We start from the raw sequence: 21,261 nt of genomic DNA on the forward strand, positions 1-21,261 counted from the left end.
ACGGTAATGAAGAAATGGATGATCGCCCTTGCGGGCTGCTCCGCACTGGCCTTGAACGCGCAGGCTGCCGATAAAGAAGTCACGCTGAATGCCGTCGACGCCAAAGGCGTCGGCGCGGCTGTCGGCACCGTTACCATTCACGCTACTGACTATGGGCTGGTCTTCACCCCCCACCTGGAAAAAATGGAGCCGGGCGTTCACGGGTTTCACATCCACGCCAAAGGCAGCTGCGAACCTGCCGACGTGGATGGCAAGCCAACCGCCGCTGGCGCCGCTGGCGGCCATTGGGACCCGGAGAAAACCGGCAAGCACGATTTCCCCTGGGGCGACGGCCACAAGGGCGACTTGCCGGCCTTGTTCGTGACCGCCGACGGCAAAGCGACTCAACCCGTGCTCGCACCACGCATCAAGGGCCTCGACGAAATCGAAGGATTGGCGATGATGGTACATGCGGGTGGCGACAACCATTCCGACCATCCCAAACCGCTGGGCGGCGGCGCCGGACGGGTCGCGTGCGGGGTGATTAAGTAGCTAGACGATGGTCTCGCCTTCTGTAGGAGCCCACCGGGCTGCGGTCAGCTTGTGGGCGATCAGGGCCAGTAGCCTGCTCGGTGTTGCCCGACATAATGCGATCGCCCACAAGTGGGCTCCTACAGGATCAAACGATCCACCATTCGCCTACGTAATGCCGGGCTGTTGTAGGAGCCAGCTTGCTGGCGATCGCGTTGCGTCAGGCACTACCGAGTCGGCCGCCTAGCCCGATCGCCAGCAAGGCTAGCTCCTATTAGATCAAACAACTCGTGAATCCATCTGCGTAACACTGCGCCCTTGTAGGAGCCCATTTATGGGCGATCGCGCCATGCCAGACGACACCAAGCAAGCTGGCGGACCTGATCGCCCATAAATGGGCTCCTACAGGCTCGGGCATACGCGCCGCTGCTCTACTCGTCGCGGCGCAAATCGGGTGGAATCGGCAGGTTCTTCAGCGGAGCAGGACGTTTGCCTTTCCCGGCCTGGAACTGGCGCAATTGATAGACGTAAGCCAACACCTGAGCGACGGCAAGGTAAAGACCGGCGGGGATTTCCTGATCGAGCTCCGTGGAATAGAACACCGAACGCGCCAACGCCGGTGACTCCAGCAGCGTGACCTTGTGTTCCTGGGCAATCTCTCGAATCTTGAACGCCACGAAATCGCCACCCTTCGCCACGAGCACCGGCGCGCCACCTTTCTCGTTGTCGTACTTGAGCGCCACGGCAAAGTGGGTCGGGTTGGTAATGATCACATCGGCCTGCGGCACCGCTTGCATCATGCGTCGCTCGGCTGCCTGGCGCTGCAACTGGCGGATCTTGCCCTTGACCTCGGGCTTGCCCTCACTGTCCTTGTATTCGTCGCGGACTTCCTGCTTCGTCATCATCAGCTTCTGCTTGTGGCTGTGCAGTTGGAACGGCACGTCCACGGCAGCGATCAGGATCAGCCCGCAGCCCATGATCAAGGTGCTCCAACCCACGATCTGGATACTGTGCAGGATGGCGTTCTCAAGCGGCTCATGGGCGATGGCCAGCAGATCGTCCTGATCCGACCGCAACACATAGATCGCGACCATCAGGATCAGCGCAAACTTACCGATCGCCTTGAGCAGCTCGACCAATGCATGCTGGGAAAACATCCGCTTGAGGCCCGCAGCAGGATTCATCTTGCTGAATTTGGGCGCCAAGGAACTGCCGGAAAACAAGAACCCGCCGATGCCTAGCGGGCCAAGCAATGACGCCACCAACAGCAACACGAGCAGTGGCAGCGTTGCCCGCAGTGCAAGCTCGCCCGCTGCCATCAGCGCCTGGATCATGAAACGCGTTTCCAGCAGCGATTCACGCGGCAACTCAAAGCTGAGACGCATGACCGTCATCATCATTTCGGCCAACCCGCCACCGAACGCGATGAGCCCACCTGCACCCGCCAGCACGACGGCCAACGTACTCAGCTCTTTGGATCGCGCGATCTGCCCTTTCTCGCGCGTGTCCTTTTTGCGCTTTTCTGTGGGTTCTTCGCTTTTATCGGCGCCGCTTTCGCTTTCAGCCATGAGCTACCTACCTTGCCCGGACGAGCTCACCCAACCAGCTCAGCGCTTCGGACGAAAACCGCTGGTACTGAGAAAGGATGTCCGCCATACCGATCCAGAAGATGATCATGCCCATCACGAGCGTCATCGGAAAACCAATCGAGAAAATGTTCAACTGCGGCGCAGCTCGCGTCATGACACCGAACGCGATGTTAATGACCAATAACGCCGTAATCGCCGGTAGCGCCACAAGAAGCCCTGCGCCCATCACCCAGCCCAAGCGATTGGCGAGCAACCAAAACTGGTCCGTCAGCAAACCGCCGTTTCCGCTGGGCATTGTTGTGAAGCTTTCCACCAGCACTTCGAAGACCACGAGGTGACCGTTCATGGAAAAGAACAGCAAAGTCGTCAGCATCGTGAGGAACTGACCGATCACCGGGACGGAGATACCGTTCGTTGGGTCGATCATCGAGGCGAAGCCAAGGCCCATTTGAATCGCGATGATTTGCCCTGCTACGACGAACAGGTGAAAGAACAACTGCAGGCTGAAGCCCATGACCGCACCGATCAGAATTTCCTGCGCGATGTACAACAGCCCTTGCAGGCTGAGCGCATCGAATTCGGGTGATGGCGGCAGCACCGGCACGATGGCAAGCGTGATAGCGATCGTCAGAAACAGTCGGACGCGGGTCGATACGATAGCGGTCCCGATCACCGGCATGACCATCAACAAGGCGCCCACACGAAACAACGGCAACAGGAAGCTGGCGACCCAGCCGCCGATCTGCGCGTCGGATAGCTCCAGCATCAGCCGATCACGTAGGGAATGTTCTGGTAGAGCGTCTGGATGTATTCCATGAGCTCACGTGTAAGCCATGGCCCCGCCCAGATCAACGTGACCAGCATCGCGAGCAGCCGTGGCAGGAAGCTCAAGGTCTGCTCGTTGATCTGCGTTGCCGCCTGGAACACAGCAACGATGAGGCCGACGATCAGACTCGGCACGACGAGCACACCCACGATCACACACGTCAGCCACAAGGCCTCTCGGAACAAATCGATGGCGACTTCGGGTGTCATGAGGCGCGCTCCTATAGCGTTCCGAAGCTGGCGGCAAGCGTACCGATGATCAGCCCCCAGCCATCCACCAAGACGAACAGCATGATTTTGAACGGCAACGAGATGATCAACGGCGACAGCATCATCATCCCCATGGCCATCAGCACGCTCGACACCACCATGTCGATGATGAGAAACGGAATGAAGATCATGAAGCCGATCTGAAACGCCGTCTTGAGCTCGGACGTGACGAACGCCGGAATGAGGATGTGCAGCGGGGTCGTTTCCGCACTGGCGATATCCGTCCGCTTGGACAGTCGCACGAACAGCTCCAGGTCGCTCTCACGGGTCTGCGCCAGCATGAAGGATCGAATCGGCCCCTCCGCACGCTCCAACGCCTCGGTCGGTCCCAGTTGCTCATTCAGGTAGGGCTGCAAGGCATCCTGATTGATGCGATCGAACACGGGCGCCATGATGAACATCGTCAAGAACAGAGCGATGCCGACAAGAATCTGGTTCGAGGGCGTCTGTTGCAGGCCCAGCGCCTGACGCAGGATCGAAAAGACGATGATGATCCGCGTGAAGCTCGTCATCAGCATGAGGAACGCCGGAATGAAGCTCAGCGCCGTCATGATCATCAGGATCTGCAGGCTGACCGAGTATTCCTGCTGACCTTCAGGATTGGTGGAAAGCGTGATGGCCGGGACCGACAGCGGGTTGCTGCCAGGTCCAATCAACGGGTTGTTCGGGCTTGGCTCCTGACCGAACGCCAGCGGCGCCAGCAACAGCGCAAAGGCCAGCAGCAATATGCGCATCAATCCTTTTCCTTGCGTTCCCTGCTCAGCATTTCGCTGAGGCGCTGGGCAAATTCAGGCGTGGCGGGCTCGCTGTCCGTGGTTGGAACAGGCTCTTTCAATACGTGCAACGGCGTGATATGACCGGGCGTCATACCCAGCAAGATCTGCTCGTTACCGACTTGCACAAGCACCAGCCGGTCCCGCGGTCCCAGGGCCTGACTCGACACGAGCTTGATGGCCCGACCACTTTTCGGCCCGACCTGCTGCATCCGGCGCACGAGCCAAGCCAAACCGAAAATCAAGGCGATGACGAGCAGCAAACCAAGCGCGAGTTGCGCGAACTGGCCACCGAACGTACCGCCAGTGACCGTGGCCGATTGCGCTGGCGTGGCCGCCTGCTGAGCCCAGGCAGGCAACGTCGCCAGCATGAGAAGCCCTGCGAAGAGACGTTTCATCAGCGTAGCTTCTTGATGCGTTCGCTCGGGCTGATGACATCAGTCAGCCGTATGCCGAATTTTTCGTTGACGACCACGACTTCGCCATGTGCGATCAGCGTGCCGTTCACCAGGACATCCAAGGGCTCGCCCGCAAGCCGATCCAGTTCGACGACCGAGCCCTGATTCAGCTGTAGCAGGTTTCGGATACTAATATCGGTGCTGCCAACTTCCATGGAGATGGAGACCGGGATATCGAGGATGACGTCCAAGTTTGGGCCATCCAGGCTGACGGGGCCACCGTGTTTGGGGGCGTGACCGAATTCTTCGATAGGCGCTTTTGGCGCTAGCGGCGCGGACATGCCCTGATTCATCAGTGCATCGATATCGTCCTGCGACGCATCGCCCGCCTCAGAAAGCGCGGCGGCCCATTCATCGGCCAACGCCTGCTCTTCCGCGGATGTTTCTTTTTCGTCTGCCATACCTGCCCTCGACGGCCTTTACGTAATGGATCCCGGGCGCCGTCAGCGGCGGCCTACGGGTTCGAGAATCTGTAGAGCGAGATTGCCCTTGTGCGCGCCCAACTTGACCTTAAAGGCCGGAACGCCGTTGGCGCGCATGAACATTTCCTCCGGAAGCTCCACCGGAATGACATCCCCCGGCTGCATATTGAGGATGTCCCGCAACTTGAGCTGACGGCGCACGATGGTCGTACCCACAGGCACATTGACGTCGAGAATGTCCTCGCGCAGCGCCTTTATCCAGCGTTCGTCCTGATCGTCGACGTCGGACTGGAAGCCAGCATCGAGCATCTCGCGAATCGGCTCGATCATTCCGTAAGGCAAGGTCACGTGCAAATCACCGCCACCGCCATCGAGCTCGATGTGAAACGTCGACACGACGACCACTTCACTCGGGCTGACGATGTTCGCCAACGCTGGGTTCACCTCGGAATTGATGTACTCGAAGTTGACGTCCATGACCGCATGCCACGCCTCCTTCATATCCTTGAACGCCTGATCCAGCACCATCCGGACCACCCGCAATTCGGTCGGGGTGAATTCGCGGCCCTCGATCTTGGCGTGACGGCCATCGCCGCCAAAGAAATTGTCGACGAGCTTGAACACCAGTTTGGCGTCGAGAATGAACAGCCCGGTTCCCCGTAGCGGTTTCATCTTCACCAGGTTCAGGCTGGTCGGCACGTACAGCGAATGCACGTACTCACCGAACTTCATTACCTGCACACCGCCAACGGCAACGTCCGCCGAACGACGCAACAGGTTGAACATGCTGATTCGCGTGTAGCGCGCAAAGCGTTCGTTGATCATCTCCAGGGTCGGCATGCGGCCCCGGACAATGCGATCCTGACTGGTCAGGTCATAGTTTTTTGCCGTACCCGGCTCGCTGTCGGTCTCGGTTTCCACCAGGCCGTCGTCGACACCGTGCAGCAGCGCGTCGATCTCGTCCTGGGATAACAGGTCTTGAACAGCCATTCCACGTGTCCTATTGCAATACGAAATTGGTGAACAGCACCTGTTCGACAACAGGCTTGCCCATTTCTTTCTGGGCAATTTCCTGAATAGCGGCGGTGGCCTGCTGGCGCAACATGTCCTTGCCCAGCGGTTTCATCAAGCCTTCGAAATCCTGCCCGGAAAACAGCATCACGAGACGGTTACGCAATACAGGCATCTGCGCCTTCAACGCATCCATGTCGGCTTTATCGCGGCCCATCAAGGCAACGCTGACCTGCATATACCGCTGCCGCCCCTGATAGGTGAAATTCACGACGAATGCCGGCGTCAGCTCTTCATAGATCGCGGCGGCCTTGGCCGGAGTAGCCGCTTCCGTGTGCTCAGCCTCATGCGCTGCGTCCTCACTCTTGCCCCCTAGGAAAAACAGGGTGACGCCAACTGACGTTCCGATCAACAGCAACGCAGCGACGACCGCGATGATGATTAGCTTGAGCTTGCTTTTCTTAGGCGGAGCGCCGTCGTCAGAAGTCGGAGCGGGCGGAGGAGCTTTCTTTGCCATGCCAATATTCCGTCGTTATACGAAGAAGATGTGAAGCTGAGCGGGTACGAGCAAGCGTTATGCCAAGCGCGGGCGATTTGCGGGTGCCGATATAACAGCACGATCGACAGATGTCACGTCAACGAGCGTGGGTGAGGTTCAGGATAGGCGAGTTAAGAGGCGGACGCGCGCCTTGCTGAACTCGTTCTAGCTAGAGCGACATTCTCTGTAGGGGCGGCTTTAGCCGCCAAGGCGACTGAAGTCGCCCCTACCCTAGATAGACCCAGAGAGGGAACCGCAAAAGAACCGGTAGTGCTGGTCTGGATAGGTAAGTGACATCCATTGTGGGAGGGGCCGAGCTGCGACCAGCCATGCCCGCGATCGTGACACCACCAATCGCGGGCATAGGCTGCTTCCACAAAAGCCTGTAAGGCCCTGATCCTAAGGTCGCTGAAGCGAATCAGGCGTAGTAATCCACTAGACCTCGTCCTGCCTTCAGCGGGGTAGAAATGGCTTCGCCAATAGGTGTGACATCGACATCCCCCTCGCCTGCCGAACCGTTGCCCGAACCACCGCGCCGTCCCTGTCCAGAGTCCGCCTGCGCTTGCTGCCCCTGCCAGCCTCGGTTCATTGACTGGTCGGAAACGTTCACGTCGACCTGGTTCATGCCCTGCTGCGAGAACATCTCCCGGAGCCGGTGCATTTGCCCTTCCAACGTATCTCGAACCGCTGCATTGGCGGACGCGAAGGTGACTTGGGTTTGATCCTGATCCATCTGGATACGCACTTCCATACGGCCCAATTCCTGCGGGTTCAGCTGTATCTCCGCAGATTTCAGGCTCTGGCTGGAAAGCCACATCACGCGATCGACCACCGCCTCGGTCCAGCCGTTTTGATTCATAGCCACTGGCTGACCGGGGACCAGCTGCGCCGCGCGATCGACTTGCCCAGCCTGCTGCGAAACCGCTTGGCTCAATGCATTCAAACGAGAGACGAATTGGTCACTGCGCAAATCGGCGGTCTTGGTATCGGCAGCCCCTTCGGGCAGGGCGATCTCCAAACTGTCGAGCGATGTATCAGCGGATTCTTCGCCGGCGGCAACCAGTTGCTCACCGACGTTCTTCAGCGCCTCGCTAAAGCCATCGTCAGCTGTCGGTTGATCTGCGGTGGTGTCGAGTGTCGCCGTTCCCAACGTTTGTGCGACCGGCACGCTTGGCGCGCGTCCGCCTAGCGATCCCAATACGTCGATGTCTGCTTCCAGATTGCCCTGATCGACCTCAGTCGGGAAGTTCGTACCTGGCGTAAACGGCGCAGGCGTCAATTCCCCGACAGGCACGGCAGCATTGGCCGAACCGTCGAACAGACCGAACAGCATCAAGGGATCGAGTGTTCCCTCTTCCGGAGGCGCTTCATCTGAAGGCGGCAACGCGTTGCCGTCTTCGGCAACGACTGGCATGGCGGAGTCTACGTCAGGCGCCGACTCCGCATTGTCGACCTTGGCAACTTCGGGCCTGTCTCGGCCGCCTTTGGCCGCAGGGCTATTGCTTTCGGCAGGTTTGGCCTGGCTTTCCTTGTACACCTTGGAAAAGCTGGAAGCGCCGCCACTGCTTGGCTCCGCAGGCTTGGCAGCTGCTTTGGGCGCTGCTTTGGTTGCGATATCCGGCGTGGTTTGAAGTAAAAGATCGGGTCCAACTGGCATCTGTCATCTCCGCCAGAAATCGAGTGGTTCCTGAACGACGATGCAAGCGGCAGGCCAATGACAAAGACGGAGAGTGTTTTAGAAGCGGTAGCGCTGGAGCTCTGCCTTGAAGAGAATCTTCACCACCGCATATTCCCGTTGAATCTGCTCGACCAAGAGGCTTGCCTCTTCCATACGAAACTCACGGCAGGCGTCTTCGAGTTGACGGCAAAGATCGGCCAGCAGCGAGGCCCCCATGTTGCTGCAACTGCCCTTGAAGCTATGGGCCGCGCGGCGCAATGTGTCCGGTTCATCACCGACCGCTGACAGCATCCGCGCGCGCTCGTCCGAGTCCGCGATGAAAGTCTCGAGCAGCACGGGGTATTCGTCCTCCATGACGTCGATCAGTGTCACCAGCACGTTACTGTCGAGGTGCGGAAGGTTGGACATGGCTTCTCCATGGTATGCCGCGCTGCCGAGGGTCGCTTCATCGGCAAGAAGGCTGAAAACGAACACGCAATTATGCCGTCGCAGCGTCTAGCGCGCCACGTCCAAGGTAGCGTGTTTGGTTTCAAGCGACGACATGGTGTTTGGGGCAGAGACGCAGGTCTACGCGTTCTGTAGAGAGGGTGGAACAAGCGGCTTTTCGGTACCGCGGGCTGCACCCGCCCTACATGACCCGGCAGCGCTACGTACTTTCGTTTTTGCGCGCTGTCAGCCGGGCGGCGAGTTCGTCCAGTTGGCGCTGCTCACGGCGGTCTTCGGCCATTCGTGCTTCATACAGGTAACGCTCCACCAGTTTCCGCAGCCCCTCGAGTCGGGCGTACCGTTCTTGCCAAGTAGTACGAACCTTGTCTGCGTTGCCGCGGTGCCAATCCACGTTTCGCTGTTGCTGCGCGATGGCGGTATCAAGCTGGGAGAGAAAGCGCTGGTAGTTCATCAGCCATTGGCCTGAGACACCTTGCTGCCCCTGCGCCACCATCTGGTTCTGATAATCCGCGCAGTAGCGTTGTAGATCGCCCAGTTTGCCCTCCGCTTGCAGCAGCTGTGTCTGGACGGCACCGAGCTGACGCGCAGCATCTCGCTCGGCCTTTTCGGCCATTTCGATGACGGGCTTGAGACGCGCGGCGCGGCTGGTGGACATAGGGGCCTTAGGATTACCTGTGTTCAGAAGCTGAGAAACGATTTCTGTAGAGCGGGTGCAACCCGCGGCTGTTCAGGCATTTCCACGCGGGTTACACCCGCCCTACGGAACTGCATATAGCGTCATTGTAGAAGCGAGCCGGGCTGCGAACAGCTTGCCCGCCCCTACAGGGGGCTGTGCGCGCCTCTCTTACTGCGTCTATAGCAGTGTTGAGTAACCACAAATCTTACCCATTACCCGCCACAATCACCGCCTGCAGCCGTGCAGCGCTCTCGGCCAGCGGCTCGCTCTCATCCAGCCGCTGCCGCAGAAATGCCGCCATCGCCGGTTGTTTAGCGATGGCGAAGTCGGTCTCTGGATCACCGCCGGCCACATAGGCGCCCACGCTGATCAGGTCGCGGCTCTGTTGATAGCGAGACCACAGCTGCTTGAAGCGCTGCGAACCACGCAAATGTTCCTGCGTCACTACCTGCGGCATGACCCGGCTAATGGACGCTTCGATATCGATGGCCGGGTAATGCCCTTCTTCCGCCAAGCGGCGCGACAGTACGATGTGCCCATCGAGTACGCCACGAGCGGAGTCAGCAATCGGATCCTGCTGATCGTCGCCCTCGGAAAGCACGGTATAGAAGGCAGTAATCGAGCCACCGCCCTTTTCCGCATTCCCTGCACGCTCCACCAGCTTCGGCAACTTCGCGAACACCGATGGCGGATAGCCCTTGGTCGCCGGCGGCTCGCCAATGGCCAATGCAATTTCCCGCTGAGCCTGGGCATAACGGGTGAGCGAATCCATCAGCAACAGGACGTTCTTGCCCTTGTCACGAAAGTACTCCGCGATACGCGTGCAGTACTGCGCCGCACGCAAACGCATCAACGGCGCGTCATCCGCAGGCGACGCCACGACGACGGAGCGCTTGATACCCTCCTCGCCCAGAATGCCCTCGATGAACTCCTGAACCTCACGGCCCCGCTCGCCGATCAGGCCGACAATGATGATTTCCGCCTCGGTGAAACGCGTCATCATGCCAAGCAGAACGGATTTACCGACACCGGTACCGGCGAACAGGCCGATCCGCTGTCCGCGGCCGACCGTCAACAAACCGTTGATGCTGCGAATGCCGACATCGAGCGGCTCATGAATAGGGTTACGTTTGAGCGGGTTGATCGTCGGGCCGTCCATCGGCACCCAATCCTCGGCGCGCATACGGCCTTTGCCATCTAACGCTTGCCCCGCACCATCGAGCACACGGCCGAGCATGCTCATGCCCATGGGCAAGCGTCCGGTATCAGGGATGGGAACGACGCGAGCACCCGGCGCAAGGCCAACCAGGCTTCCTGTCGGCATCAAATAGAGTTTGCCGCTAGCAAAGCCCATTACCTCGGCCTCGACCTGCACCGGATGGTAGTTATCGTCGTTGATGACCAAGCAGCGGCTGCCCAGCGGTGCGCGTAACCCTTCGGCTTCGAGCGTTAACCCAACCATCCGCAACAACCGCCCTTCTACGATCGGCAAGCGCGGCAGATCGATGGCGTCCGTGTAGCCACTCAGACGCCTGGCGAAACTCGTGCGTTCAAGGCGCATTAGGCATATCCAGATCGACTTCGGTGTCCGGCGGCAACGGCTGCGTCGCTTGCTCGCGCTGCTGCTCGAACATCTGCGTCAGCGCCTGCGCCAGACGCGTTTCCACCGTGGCGTCGATACGGCTGTGTTCGGTTTCTACCCGGCAGCCCCCGGGCAGCATCGTCTCGTCCTCGAGAATCCGCCACTTCTCGTCATGGCGCTCGCGCAGGGCTTTCACCAGCTCGAAATCCTGTGGATTGACGAGGATGCGTACGTTCTCGGCCCCCATCGGCAACAGTTTCAAAGCCTCGCGAACAACGTGACTCAACTGGCTGGAGTCCATCGTCAGCTCGCGCTGGATGACCTGTCGACTGATGTGCTCCACCAGGCCGACCATCGCCTTCTCCAAATCCCTGTCCTGCTCCGCGATGGGATCGAACAGATGCTGCATCAGGCGCTCCATACGCTGGAGCATCTCCCCCAGATACGCGTCGTTCTCGGCTTTGGCCTTGAGCTGGCCGGCGTGATAGCCGTCCTTCTCACCGATCGCCAGGCCTTCGTTGTAAGCGTCCTGACGGATCGCTTCCAACTCTTCCAGCGTGATCGGCTGGACCTCTTCGACCGGTATTCCTTCGGCCGCAGGCAACTCGGGCTCGGCGTTCGCCTCGTCCGGCTTCGCCACCTCCACGACACTGTCGTCCGAGCCATCGAAGCTTGGCAGGGACCACAAGTCGAAGCGGCTGACCTGACCGCCGCGTATCAGCTCGCTCGGATTGTCTTTATCCGCCATCAGACCATCTCTTCGCCGCCCTTCCCACCGAGTACGATTTCGCCGGCTTCAGCCATGCGCCGTGCAATGGTGAGGATTTCCTTCTGCGCGCCTTCCACTTCGCTGACACGAACCGGCCCCTTGGCTTCGAGGTCGTCGCGCAACAGTTCGGCAGCACGCTTGGACATGTTCTTGAAAAACTTCTCTTTGATACCGTCGTCCGCGCCTTTCAGCGCGAGCACGAGGACATCCGAAGAAACTTCGCGCATCAGAGCCTGAATGCCACGGTCGTCGACGTCCGACAGGTTGTCGAACACGAACATCAGGTCTTCGATCTGCGACGACAGGTCCGCATCGACATCGCGGATCGCGTTCATCAAAGCCCCCTCGGACGTACTGTCGAGGAAGTTCATGATATCTGCCGCGCGCTTGACGCCGCCCATGGAGGTACGCGACTGGCTGGCACTGCCCGAGAACTGCTTCTCGAGGATCAGATTCAACTCCTTCAATGCTGCCGGCTGCACAGTGTTCAACGACGAGACGCGCAGGATGATGTCCAACCGCACCTTGTGATCGAAGTGGCTGAGCACTTCGCCAGCCTGGTCCGGATCGAGATACGCCACGACGATCGCCTGGATCTGTGGGTGCTCGTAACGAATCACATCCGCTACCGCGCGCGGCTCCATCCACTTCAGGCTGTCGAGGCCACTGGTGTTGCCGCCCAGCAGGATGCGATCGATCAGGTTGCCCGCTTTATCTTCACCCAGCGCCTGGGTAAGCATCTTGCGGATGTAACCATCCGAACCCAGGCCCAAACTGGTCTGGTCGCCGACAACGTCGACGAACTCGCCCATTACCTGTTCGATCTGCGGCCGCTGGATGTTGCGCATCTGCGACATCGCCACGCCGACCTTCTGTACTTCCTTCGGCCCGAGGTGACGCAGCACCTGCGCGGCGTCGCTCTCACCGAGAGAAAGCAGCAGGATGGCGGCTTTCTCAGTCTTGCTCATTTTGGCTGCAGCGCGATTATCACTCATCGTCGTTGATCCAATCTTTTACGACCTGAGCCACACGGCCCGGATCTTCGGCCACCAAGCTCTTGATGGCGTTGAGTTGTGCATCATAGCCTTCGCTCGGGCTCGGCAGCAGGATGCTTTGCGGGCCACCCAGGCTCACGCGGTCATCGCTCAGCTCGCCGTCCAGACCGGCCGCGCCCAGCGCGCCGATACCACCTACACCACCCGCAACCGCCAATTCCTTGCTCTTACCACCGCCGCTGATGTTGTTAATCATCGGGCGCAGTACGAACAGCACCAGGATCAGGATCAGCAGTACCGGGAACAGTTGCTTCAGACCCGAGACTACCATCTGGAACCACTCGGTCTGATACCAAGGCAGTTCGATCACTTCATTTGCCAGCGGCGCGAACGGCGCGTTGATCACGCTGACGCTATCACCACGGCTTGCATCGAACCCTACTGCGTCCTGTACCAGACGGGTGAAGCGTGCGATGTCTTCGTTAGTCCAAGGCTGGTGCGAAACCTGGCCATTGGCGTCGAGCTTCATCTGGTCATCCAGTACCACCGCGACGGAAAGCCGACGCAGGCGACCCTGTTGCTGCTTTGTATAACTGATCGACCGATCGATCTCATAGTTCTTGGTGGCTTGCTCCCGCTTGTCAGCCGGATACGGCGCCAGCATCGGTTGGCCAGTGGCTGGGTCCATGATTTGCTGACCGTTCGAGTCGAGCAGCGGACGACCTGCAGCAATCGGACCCTCAGGAGCCGGTGCAGCCTGACCTGCCTGTTGCGGCGCGGTAGCAGCACCCGGAGGTTGGTTGCTCAGCGCCCCCGGAATGCCACCGGCCGATTGGCCGCTGGAACGTTGCTCGCTGACAGTCTGCTCACTGCGCAGTGCAGCCTGATCAGGGTTGAACATTTCCGAGGTCGATTCGACCGCGTTGAAGTCGACATCCGCAGACACTTCAGCCTTGTAGCGACCGTTACCCAACACCGGCGACAGGATGTTCTGTACACGCTGGGTGAACATGCCTTCCATACGACGAGTGTAGTCAAACTGCTTGCCGGCCATGCTCATCTCGGAAAGGCTCTGCTGATCGGAGAGCAGCTCGCCTTTCTGGTCGACGATGGTGACTTGGCTCTTGTCGAGTTCCGGCACGCTAGTCGCGACGAGGTTGATGATCGCCATCACCTGGCTAGGCTCCAGCGTACGGCCCGGGTACAGTTCGACCAGCACCGAAGCGCTCGGCTTGCGATCGTCACGGACGAAGACGGAGCTCTTCGGCATGGCGAGGTGAACACGAGCGCCTTTGACGTTGTTGACCGCAGAGATGGTGCGCGCCAGCTCGCCTTCCAGACCGCGACGGTAGCGAGTCGCTTCCATGAACTGGCTGGTGCCCAGGCCTTGCTCCTGATCGAGGATCTCGAAACCGATGTTACCGTCGGTAGGCGCAACGCCCGCTTCAGCCATCTTCAGCTGCGCACGACCGAAGTCATCCGCCTTGACCAGCAACGCGCCGGAGTTCGGGTCGACCTTGTAATCGATGCCAGCCGTGGTCAGCGTCGAAACGATCTGCTTGGCGTCCATACCGCTGAGGCTGGTGTAGAGCGGACGGTAATCCGCCTGCTGCGACCAGAGCACGACGGCAAAGCCGATCGCGACGCTCGCCGCAAGACCGACCAGCAGGCCGACCTGGCGGAGCATGGTCATCTGGGACAGGTTTTCCAGGAACGCCAGCCCAAGCAGCGGTTTCTTCGGCGCGGCATCTCCGGCTTTGGCCGGAACATTGTCAACGACAGCTTCCATCGTGATCTATCCTCGCCTTAAACCGGCATCTGCATGATGTCTTGGTAAGCCTGAACCAGCTTGTTGCGCACCTGGGTCATGGCCGTCATTGAAACGCTTGCTTTCTGAGAGGCGATCATCACGTCGGTGATGTCGACGCCCTGGGTACCCATTTCGAAAGCGTTGGCGAGAGAGGAAGCCTGGCTCTGAACGTCGGCCACCTTGCCAACTGCCTGACCGAGCATATCGGCGAAGCTGGGAGCGCCTGCTTCCTGGACCGATGTCGCAGGTGCCGGCTTGGCACGCGCCATCGCATCCATCTGCATGGAGCGCATTTCCAACATCAAGCGATTGAATTCGATACCTTGGCTCATCTTCCCAACCCTTTCGTAGCCGCGCTTTTTTGACGCTTCGGCTTTCGCTACAAGGGTATTTGCAAGGGGGATGCCAAGTGGAAGAAGCGCGTTCCGGACGCGCTAGGGAGGGGAAATATCTTTCTGGATCAATGGGTTATAAATTATCGAAATTACCTAGACGTTGGTCGAAAACGACTTCAGCACGCGTCAAATCATCTGTAGGGCGGGTGCAACCCCGCGCATACAGGATGCTGTAGGGGCGGCTTTAGCCGCGATAGCTATTCCAGACTCACCATCCGTGTTTCCCGTCTAAAGCAGATTTCCGCTCCCACCTTCCCTACAGAAGAGCGCATCACGATGCACATAAGTACGCATCCACATCCATCCCCGCATCGCGCATCTGCGCAAGCTTGTAGCGCAACGTCCTGGCGCTTATCCCCAGGCGCTCTGCCGCCTCTTTACGTCGCCCGCGCTCCGCTTTCAGGGTATCGATGATGACCTCGAACTCCCGGCGTCGCAGGTCTTCCCCAAGCCCCGACGCCGGCTCTTCACTCGAAGCCACCAACACCGGCCTTGCCGGCGCAGCAACCGACATCGGCGCCAACCCAATCGGCATCGTCAAACACAAGTCATGCGGCTGAATCACGCCACTCTGCTGCAAGATCAATGCACGCTGTATTGCGTTATCCAGCTCTCGCACATTTCCCGGCCAGGCATGCCCCAGCAGTGCGTCACACGCGTCAGTAGAAAGTCGCACAGGCGAGGTATTCATTTTTTTGACGTGTTTGGCCAGCAGCCGCTCGGCCATCGGCAGAATGTCGGCGGGTCGATCCCGCAGTGGTCGCCACGCCAGCGGGAACACGGATAGCCGGTAGAACAAATCCTCTCGGAAACGACCCGCCGAAACTTCAGCCTGCAGTTCACGGTTGGTTGTCGCCAGCACGCGGATATCCAATTCGATCGGCTTACGCGCGCCAACCCTTTCCACCTCGCGCTCTTGCAACACGCGCAACAACTTCGCCTGCAACCCGAGCGGCATTTCCGAAATCTCATCCAGCAGGATCGTCCCGCCGTTAGCCAACTCGAACTTGCCAGGCTGCGCCGCCACCGCGCCGGTGAACGCCCCCTTCTCATGGCCGAACAGAGTTGCCTCGAGCATGTTGTCCGGGATCGCCGCGCAGTTGATCGCGATGAAAGGTCCCTTCCAACGCGGCGAATGTCGATGGATATAACGCGCCAACACTTCCTTACCGCTGCCCGACTCACCGGAGATCAACACCGTCGAATCACTACGCGCCACGCGGGACGCCAATTCCAAAAGTTGCTTACTCGCGACTTCCACGGCCACCGGCCCTTCGGTATCGCCCGCATCCAGCCGACCCAGCGCGTGCCGTGCTACCAAAGCCATCAACGCCCGCGGTTCGAACGGTTTGACCAGATAATCAGCCGCGCCCTGGCGTATCGCATCCACCGCGCGCTCGATCGCACCATGCGCCGTCATCAGCAGTACGGGCAATTGCGGATGGCCGTTACGAATGGCCCGCAGCAGCTGATGCCCGTCCATTCCCGGCATGTTCACATCGCTGATGACGAGGCCAAACGATGCCCGACCAAGCTCGACCAGTGCGTCCTCGGCCGAGCCAACCGCCGTGCATTCGTACCCCTCCAGCAGCAACGTATCTTCCAGCGCCTGACGCAGGGTGCGATCGTCTTCGACGAGCAGAATCCGAGTAGACATCACTTACTCCTGAACAGGCGAGTGAGGGTTGATCAGCGGCAGGCTCAGCCGCGCGCAGGTACCAAATCCTGGGCGGGACATCAGATGCAGTTCACCGCCGTGCGCGCGGGCAACGGACTTTACGACCGACAGTCCCAGCCCAGTCCCAGTCGCCTTGGTAGTGAAGAACGGCTCGCCCAAGCGAGCCAGCGTTTGCGCGTCGATGCCCGGTCCGTTATCGCTCACCGCAACCATGAGCTTCGCGTCGCGCACATATAGATGGACCTTGTAACCCGCTTGCGGGCCGGCGGCCTGCACGGCGTTATGGATGAGGTTCATTACCGCGCCGACCAGCGTATCGCGGCTGCAACGGAGTTCACCGTCACGCGCATCGCACTGCCAGCGCAGGTTCAGCCCTACCACGTGTGAATCGGCCGCCGAACGCAGTGCAGTGAAGATTTCAGCCGGCGACAGCCGATCCTGCAGCGGCAACTCACCGCGCGCAAAAAGCAGCATGTCCCGAACCTGCTGTTCCAGTTCGTGCAGCCGCTCCTTGATACTTGTTGCAAAGCGCTGCTGTTGTTCCAGCGGCAATGCACGCTCCGCCAGATGACTGGCGTACAACATTGCCGACGCCAATGGCGTGCGTACCTGATGCGCCAGCGACGCCACCATGCGACCCAGCGCCGACAAGCGCTCATGCCGGGCCAATTGATCCTGCAATAAACGGGTTTCGGTCAGATCCGTCAGCAGAATCAGCTGTCCAGGCTCGCCTTGCAGGGAGCGCGTGGCAATCGAAAGCCTGCGGCCGTTACGCAACGAAATTTCATGGCCGTCGTCACGGCGCGGCGCGAAGTTGCGCGCGATCACATCGCGCCAGAGCTCATCAAGGATGGCATCGCCCAGCAATTGCCGGGCAACCGGATTCGCCTCACGGACCACACCGCGCCCATCGATCACGACCACGCCGCCAGGTAGCACGTCGAGCAGGCTTTGTAGCCGATTGGCCAGCCGCTCCTTCTCCGCCAACTCCTGCATCCGCTGCGCGCTGACGTGCGCCAGCTCGCCTTGCAGCTCGCTAAAGCGCGCCTCGAGCAAACCGTAGGAATCACCCAGCTGCGTGGTGATCTGCGCCATGAACTCCGCAGACGGCTGCGCGGCAGCAGCCTGGGCAAGCGCGTGATCGGTACGACGGGCTGATGAAGAAGTCATGCATTCGTCTCAATGGATAGGCGTCAGTGAAACGCCGTTTGCGAGACATAAAGCAATGTATGTGCCTAGGCTGATAAATCTATATAGATCAAATACTTAATATTTAACCAACATCACCCAGTCAGAATCCTGCCATGTGGCGCTTGTAGGGCGGGTGCAACCCGCGCGCTCCTTAAAGAGTGAGAAGTTGCAGGCTTCACCCGCCCTACACGTGGAACCCGCGCACCAGTTGCCTCCACTCCTCGCGTAGAGGCTACTCCGCCTCATCCTCATCGCTCTGCCGGCTCATGCCGTACTTGCGCATCTTCTCAACCAGCGTCGTACGGCGAATCCGCAAACGCTCGGCAGCGCGAGCAACGACGCCCCCGGCATCGTCCAGCGCCTGCTGGATCAGCGTTTGCTCGAGGTTGCCAAGGTAATCTTTGAGGTCCAGCCCTTCCGGTGGTAGCAGTGCGCCGTTCGCGGAAATCGTGCTGCTGGAAAACACTTCGTCGCTGATTGCCGCGCGCTCGTTGAGTTCTTCGCTAAGGCTGCTTGCCAGATGCTCGACATCGTCTTCGACGTAGCGAAACTTCATCGGCAATTCGCCCACGCCGATCACACCATACGGATGCATGATTGCCAGCCGCTCGACGAGGTTCGCCAACTCACGCACGTTACCCGGCCAGTCGTGTTGGCACAGCGACATGATGGCGGAGGAGTTGAAACGGATGGAGCCGCGCTTCTCGTGCTCCATGCGGGAAATAAGTTCATTGAGCAGCAGCGGGATGTCCTCGGCACGATCGCGCAGAGGCGCCATGTCGATGGGGAACACGTTGAGTCGATAGAACAGATCCTCGCGGAAGGACCCGTCGGAAATCATCTTCTCTAGATCCTTGTGCGTCGCCGCGATGATCCGCACATCGGCGGTCTGGGTCTTGTTGCTGCCAATCCGCTCATAGGTGCGTTCCTGCAGCACGCGCAGCAGCTTCACCTGCATCGGCAACGGCATGTCACCGATTTCGTCGAGGAACAGCGTACCGCCGTTGGCAAGCTCGAAGCGCCCTGCCCGGCTGGTGATCGCGCCGGTGAACGCGCCCTTCTCATGGCCGAACAGCTCGCTTTCCAGCAAGTCAGGTGGGATCGCACCGCAGTTGACGGGCACGAAAGGCCCTTCGCGGCGCTTGGAGTGGTAGTGCAGGTTACGTGCAACGACTTCCTTACCAGTGCCGGACTCACCAAGGATCAGCACACTGGCCTCGGTATCCGCCACCTGCTGCATCATCTTGCGCACACCCTGAATGGCGCGGCTGGTGCCGACGAGGCTGCGAAAGAGTTCAGGCTCGCGCTGACGACCACGCTCGCGATCGCGCGCTTGGTCGTACATTTCGCGATAAACCTGGGCGCGGTGCATCGAGTCGATGACCTGGTTGTAGCTGAAAGGCGTGGCCAATGTGGCCAGCACGTGACGGCGGATCTCGATCGGCCAATCCGTTGCTTGCTGGTCACCCAGCAACAGCAAGGGAATAAACTCGTCCCAGTCGCCGACAGCCTTGGCCACCTCGAGGGCGCCGCCCTTGTCGGCAACATCGCCCAGCATCACGCAACGCACTTCGCGGCTTGAAGACAGGCCATCAGCCGTGCTTCTCCAGTTGCCGCTGTCGCACGCAATGTGATCTTCGCCCAAGAACTGCAGGATGACCGTCAAATCACGACGGCGCTCCTGATTGTCATCGATCAGTAGAAGCTTGGTTTCACGCCACATCGTCTTGATTCTGCGCCCGTTCCATGAAGTCGATGCGACGCGTCAAGCATCGCAGCATCCAGTGCGCAGTTAAGTCAAAAATGTGAGCCGAGTCAAATTTATGGCGGGAAAAGTTGCGACAGCAGATGGCTGGATGGAATAGCAATGCGCGATTGCTAGGTGCTATTCGAATTGCTGGATTAGCGCAAGCCCGCCATGTGTTCATCTACCCGGACAAAAGCACGCGGTTTTTCCGGCCCTACAAAAGCCCGCGGCTCACGTAGCGCGGGTGATAACCCGCATTCCGCAATATCTGCTCAATCGCAAAAGCCGCGGGTTCTACCCGCCCTACAAAAGCCCGTAGCAGCGCTAGTAGCGCGGGTGGCAACCCGCATGCCGCGATCAAGGGGCATCCAATCACGCCTCGATCGCCGCCATTCAGCCACTAGGAAGCAGCGATGCCTTTTGCGAAGGCCGAATTGCGCGATACGCGGTCACCGCCACTACCGCAAAGGCCGCTAACAGTGTCAGCCCTGAAATCGGCTCGGTCAGGAACGGCAAGAAATCACCCCGACTACTCATTAGCCCACGACGCAAGTTGGTCTCGATGATCGGCCCAAGAATGAAGCCAAGCAGCAACGGCGTTGTCGGCAGGTTAGCCTTCTTCATCAGCCAACCAAGTACCCCGAATGCCAGCATGCAACCCACGTCGAACAGACGGTTGTTGATCCCGTACGCTCCGATGACGCAAAGCATCATCACCACGGGCAACAAGATGTGCTTAGGCACCGACAGCACACGGACGAAGCCGCGCATGAAGCCAAAAAGTCCTAAGACCATCACCACATTCGCGATCACCAGCGCCGTGAAGATGCCGTAGACCAGCACACCTTGAGTCTCGAACAGCATCGGCCCCGGCGTGATGCCGTGGATCATGAAACCCGCCAGCAGGATAGCCGCAGTGTTGTCGCCCGGAATTCCCAGCGTCATGAGCGGTACGAGCGCGCCGCCCGTCGACGCGTTATTGGAGGATTCGCTCGCCACCAGACCGTCGGTAATGCCGGTGCCAAATTTCTCCGGGTGCTTCGAATACTTCTTCGCCGCGCCGTAAGCCAGAATGTTGCACACCGCTCCGCCGAGCCCTGGCAGAATGCCGATCCCGGTTCCAATGACCGACGAGCGCAGCCAATTCAACGCGTGCGAGGCCCCTGCCCTGATTGAGAACCCCATCTGCCGCAGGTTGAAACCCACGGTCTTCATCGGCTTCTCGACCTTGCGCGACTCGGCGGCCTCCAGCACCTGGGAAACCGCGAACAGCCCGATCAACGCGGGCAACAACGAGATGCCGGCATCCAGTTCGCTCCAACCAAAGGTGAAACGCGGGAATGCGGTGATCGGCGCCATCCCAACGAACGCGACGGTCAGTCCAAGGCCTGCGGCCACCAGCCCACGCGCCAAAGAATCTCCACTCAAGCCAGCCACGAGGGTGAGGGAAAACAACGCAATGGCGAAATATTCGTAAGGACCGAACTGCACCGCGACTTCGGCAAGCTTCGGTGCCACGAAGAACAGCACCAGCAAACTGAACATCCCGCCGAGAAACGAGCAGATGATGGAGACCGACAACGCCTTGCCCGCCTCCCCTCGTTCAGCCATCGGGTGACCGTCGAAGGTCGTGGCAACGGAAGATGGCGTCCCCGGGATTTTTAGCAAAACCGCCGAGATCAACCCGCCGGAGGTTCCACCGATGTAGAGCCCCATCAACAGGGAAAGGCCGTCTACCGGCGACATGGCAAACGTCACCGGCAGGAACAGCGCAACGCCCATCGTGACAGTGAGCCCCGGAATGGAGCCAATGATGATCCCCAACAACGTGCCGCCCGTGATCAGCAGCAGCGTTTGCAGGTTGAGTACGGAAAGAATGCCCTCGAGCAACATGAGC

General features: G+C 59.7%; 21 protein-coding genes. 1 reads left to right on the forward strand and 20 read right to left on the reverse strand.

Going from position 1 to position 21,261, the window contains the following annotated elements:
• The first annotated feature begins 6 nt into the window (after nt 1–6).
• On the forward strand, nt 7–531 hold the full coding sequence (gene sodC / locus IEY47_RS01280; RefSeq protein WP_188981324.1) for a superoxide dismutase family protein: 525 nt from the start codon (nt 7–9) through the stop codon (nt 529–531).
• A 410-nt stretch (nt 532–941) separates the two neighbouring features.
• On the opposite strand, the gene flhB is transcribed toward sodC, so the two are convergent.
• From flhB to IEY47_RS01380, 20 genes are all read right to left on the reverse strand, one after another.
• Nucleotides 942–2,078 carry a flagellar biosynthesis protein FlhB gene (gene flhB, locus IEY47_RS01285; protein ID WP_188981325.1) on the reverse strand — a complete coding sequence of 379 codons (1,137 nt, stop codon included), beginning with the start codon at nt 2,076–2,078 and terminating at the stop codon, nt 942–944.
• Nucleotides 2,079–2,085: 7 nt separating this feature from the next.
• On the reverse strand, nt 2,086–2,865 hold the full coding sequence (fliR, locus tag IEY47_RS01290; RefSeq protein WP_188981326.1) for a flagellar biosynthetic protein FliR: 780 nt from the start codon (nt 2,863–2,865) through the stop codon (nt 2,086–2,088).
• Nucleotides 2,865–3,134 carry a flagellar biosynthesis protein FliQ gene (gene fliQ, locus IEY47_RS01295; protein ID WP_188981327.1) on the reverse strand — a complete coding sequence of 90 codons (270 nt, stop codon included), beginning with the start codon at nt 3,132–3,134 and terminating at the stop codon, nt 2,865–2,867. The genes fliR and fliQ overlap by 1 nt, the downstream gene beginning before the upstream one ends.
• 11 nt (nt 3,135–3,145) lie before the next feature.
• Nucleotides 3,146–3,931, reverse strand: coding sequence for a flagellar type III secretion system pore protein FliP (fliP, locus tag IEY47_RS01300; protein ID WP_229779127.1), 786 nt, complete (start codon nt 3,929–3,931; stop codon nt 3,146–3,148).
• Nucleotides 3,928–4,365, reverse strand: coding sequence for a flagellar biosynthetic protein FliO (fliO, locus tag IEY47_RS01305; protein ID WP_188981329.1), 438 nt, complete (start codon nt 4,363–4,365; stop codon nt 3,928–3,930). Before fliO ends, fliP begins: the two co-directional genes overlap by 4 nt.
• Nucleotides 4,365–4,826: a flagellar motor switch protein FliN gene (fliN, locus tag IEY47_RS01310; protein ID WP_188981330.1), complete on the reverse strand. Its 462-nt coding sequence runs from the start codon at nt 4,824–4,826 to the stop codon at nt 4,365–4,367. Before fliN ends, fliO begins: the two co-directional genes overlap by 1 nt.
• 42 nt (nt 4,827–4,868) lie before the next feature.
• Entirely contained in the window at nt 4,869–5,837 is a 969-nt protein-coding gene (gene fliM / locus IEY47_RS01315) for a flagellar motor switch protein FliM (RefSeq protein WP_188981331.1), read from the reverse strand.
• Between the two features lie 10 nt (nt 5,838–5,847).
• Nucleotides 5,848–6,375, reverse strand: coding sequence for a flagellar basal body-associated protein FliL (gene fliL / locus IEY47_RS01320; protein ID WP_188981332.1), 528 nt, complete (start codon nt 6,373–6,375; stop codon nt 5,848–5,850).
• 439 nt (nt 6,376–6,814) lie between these two features.
• Nucleotides 6,815–8,053, reverse strand: a complete 1,239-nt coding sequence (locus IEY47_RS01325; protein WP_188981333.1) for a flagellar hook-length control protein FliK — start codon at nt 8,051–8,053, stop codon at nt 6,815–6,817.
• Nucleotides 8,054–8,131: 78 nt separating this feature from the next.
• Nucleotides 8,132–8,482, reverse strand: a complete 351-nt coding sequence (locus IEY47_RS01330) for an Hpt domain-containing protein (RefSeq protein ID WP_188981334.1) — start codon at nt 8,480–8,482, stop codon at nt 8,132–8,134.
• A gap of 238 nt (nt 8,483–8,720) precedes the next feature.
• Nucleotides 8,721–9,176: a flagellar export protein FliJ gene (gene fliJ / locus IEY47_RS01335; RefSeq protein WP_188981335.1), complete on the reverse strand. Its 456-nt coding sequence runs from the start codon at nt 9,174–9,176 to the stop codon at nt 8,721–8,723.
• A gap of 226 nt (nt 9,177–9,402) precedes the next feature.
• Nucleotides 9,403–10,758, reverse strand: a complete 1,356-nt coding sequence (gene fliI, locus IEY47_RS01340; protein ID WP_188981336.1) for a flagellar protein export ATPase FliI — start codon at nt 10,756–10,758, stop codon at nt 9,403–9,405.
• Nucleotides 10,748–11,527 (reverse strand): flagellar assembly protein FliH, encoded by a 780-nt coding sequence (fliH, locus tag IEY47_RS01345; protein ID WP_188981337.1) that lies wholly within the window; start codon nt 11,525–11,527, stop codon nt 10,748–10,750. The genes fliI and fliH overlap by 11 nt, the downstream gene beginning before the upstream one ends.
• Nucleotides 11,527–12,543, reverse strand: a complete 1,017-nt coding sequence (fliG, locus tag IEY47_RS01350) for a flagellar motor switch protein FliG (RefSeq protein WP_188981338.1) — start codon at nt 12,541–12,543, stop codon at nt 11,527–11,529. Before fliG ends, fliH begins: the two co-directional genes overlap by 1 nt.
• A complete protein-coding gene (fliF, locus tag IEY47_RS01355) occupies nt 12,536–14,332 on the reverse strand; it encodes a flagellar basal-body MS-ring/collar protein FliF (protein ID WP_188981339.1) in 1,797 nt (598 codons plus the stop codon). Before fliF ends, fliG begins: the two co-directional genes overlap by 8 nt.
• A 17-nt stretch (nt 14,333–14,349) precedes the next feature.
• Nucleotides 14,350–14,685 carry a flagellar hook-basal body complex protein FliE gene (gene fliE, locus IEY47_RS01360; RefSeq protein ID WP_188981340.1) on the reverse strand — a complete coding sequence of 112 codons (336 nt, stop codon included), beginning with the start codon at nt 14,683–14,685 and terminating at the stop codon, nt 14,350–14,352.
• Between the two features lie 334 nt (nt 14,686–15,019).
• Nucleotides 15,020–16,405 carry a sigma-54-dependent transcriptional regulator gene (locus IEY47_RS01365; RefSeq protein ID WP_188981341.1) on the reverse strand — a complete coding sequence of 462 codons (1,386 nt, stop codon included), beginning with the start codon at nt 16,403–16,405 and terminating at the stop codon, nt 15,020–15,022.
• 3 nt (nt 16,406–16,408) lie between these two features.
• Nucleotides 16,409–17,596, reverse strand: coding sequence for a sensor histidine kinase (locus tag IEY47_RS01370; protein ID WP_188981342.1), 1,188 nt, complete (start codon nt 17,594–17,596; stop codon nt 16,409–16,411).
• A 253-nt stretch (nt 17,597–17,849) separates the two neighbouring features.
• Nucleotides 17,850–19,340 (reverse strand): sigma-54 dependent transcriptional regulator, encoded by a 1,491-nt coding sequence (locus IEY47_RS01375; RefSeq protein WP_188981343.1) that lies wholly within the window; start codon nt 19,338–19,340, stop codon nt 17,850–17,852.
• A 417-nt stretch (nt 19,341–19,757) separates the two neighbouring features.
• Nucleotides 19,758–21,257 (reverse strand): tripartite tricarboxylate transporter permease, encoded by a 1,500-nt coding sequence (locus IEY47_RS01380; RefSeq protein ID WP_188981344.1) that lies wholly within the window; start codon nt 21,255–21,257, stop codon nt 19,758–19,760.
• Between the last annotated feature and the right edge of the window lie 4 nt (nt 21,258–21,261).

The organism is Pseudomonas matsuisoli, assembly GCF_014647635.1.
GTDB classification, from domain to species: Bacteria; Pseudomonadota; Gammaproteobacteria; order Pseudomonadales; family Pseudomonadaceae; genus Pseudomonas_P; species Pseudomonas_P matsuisoli.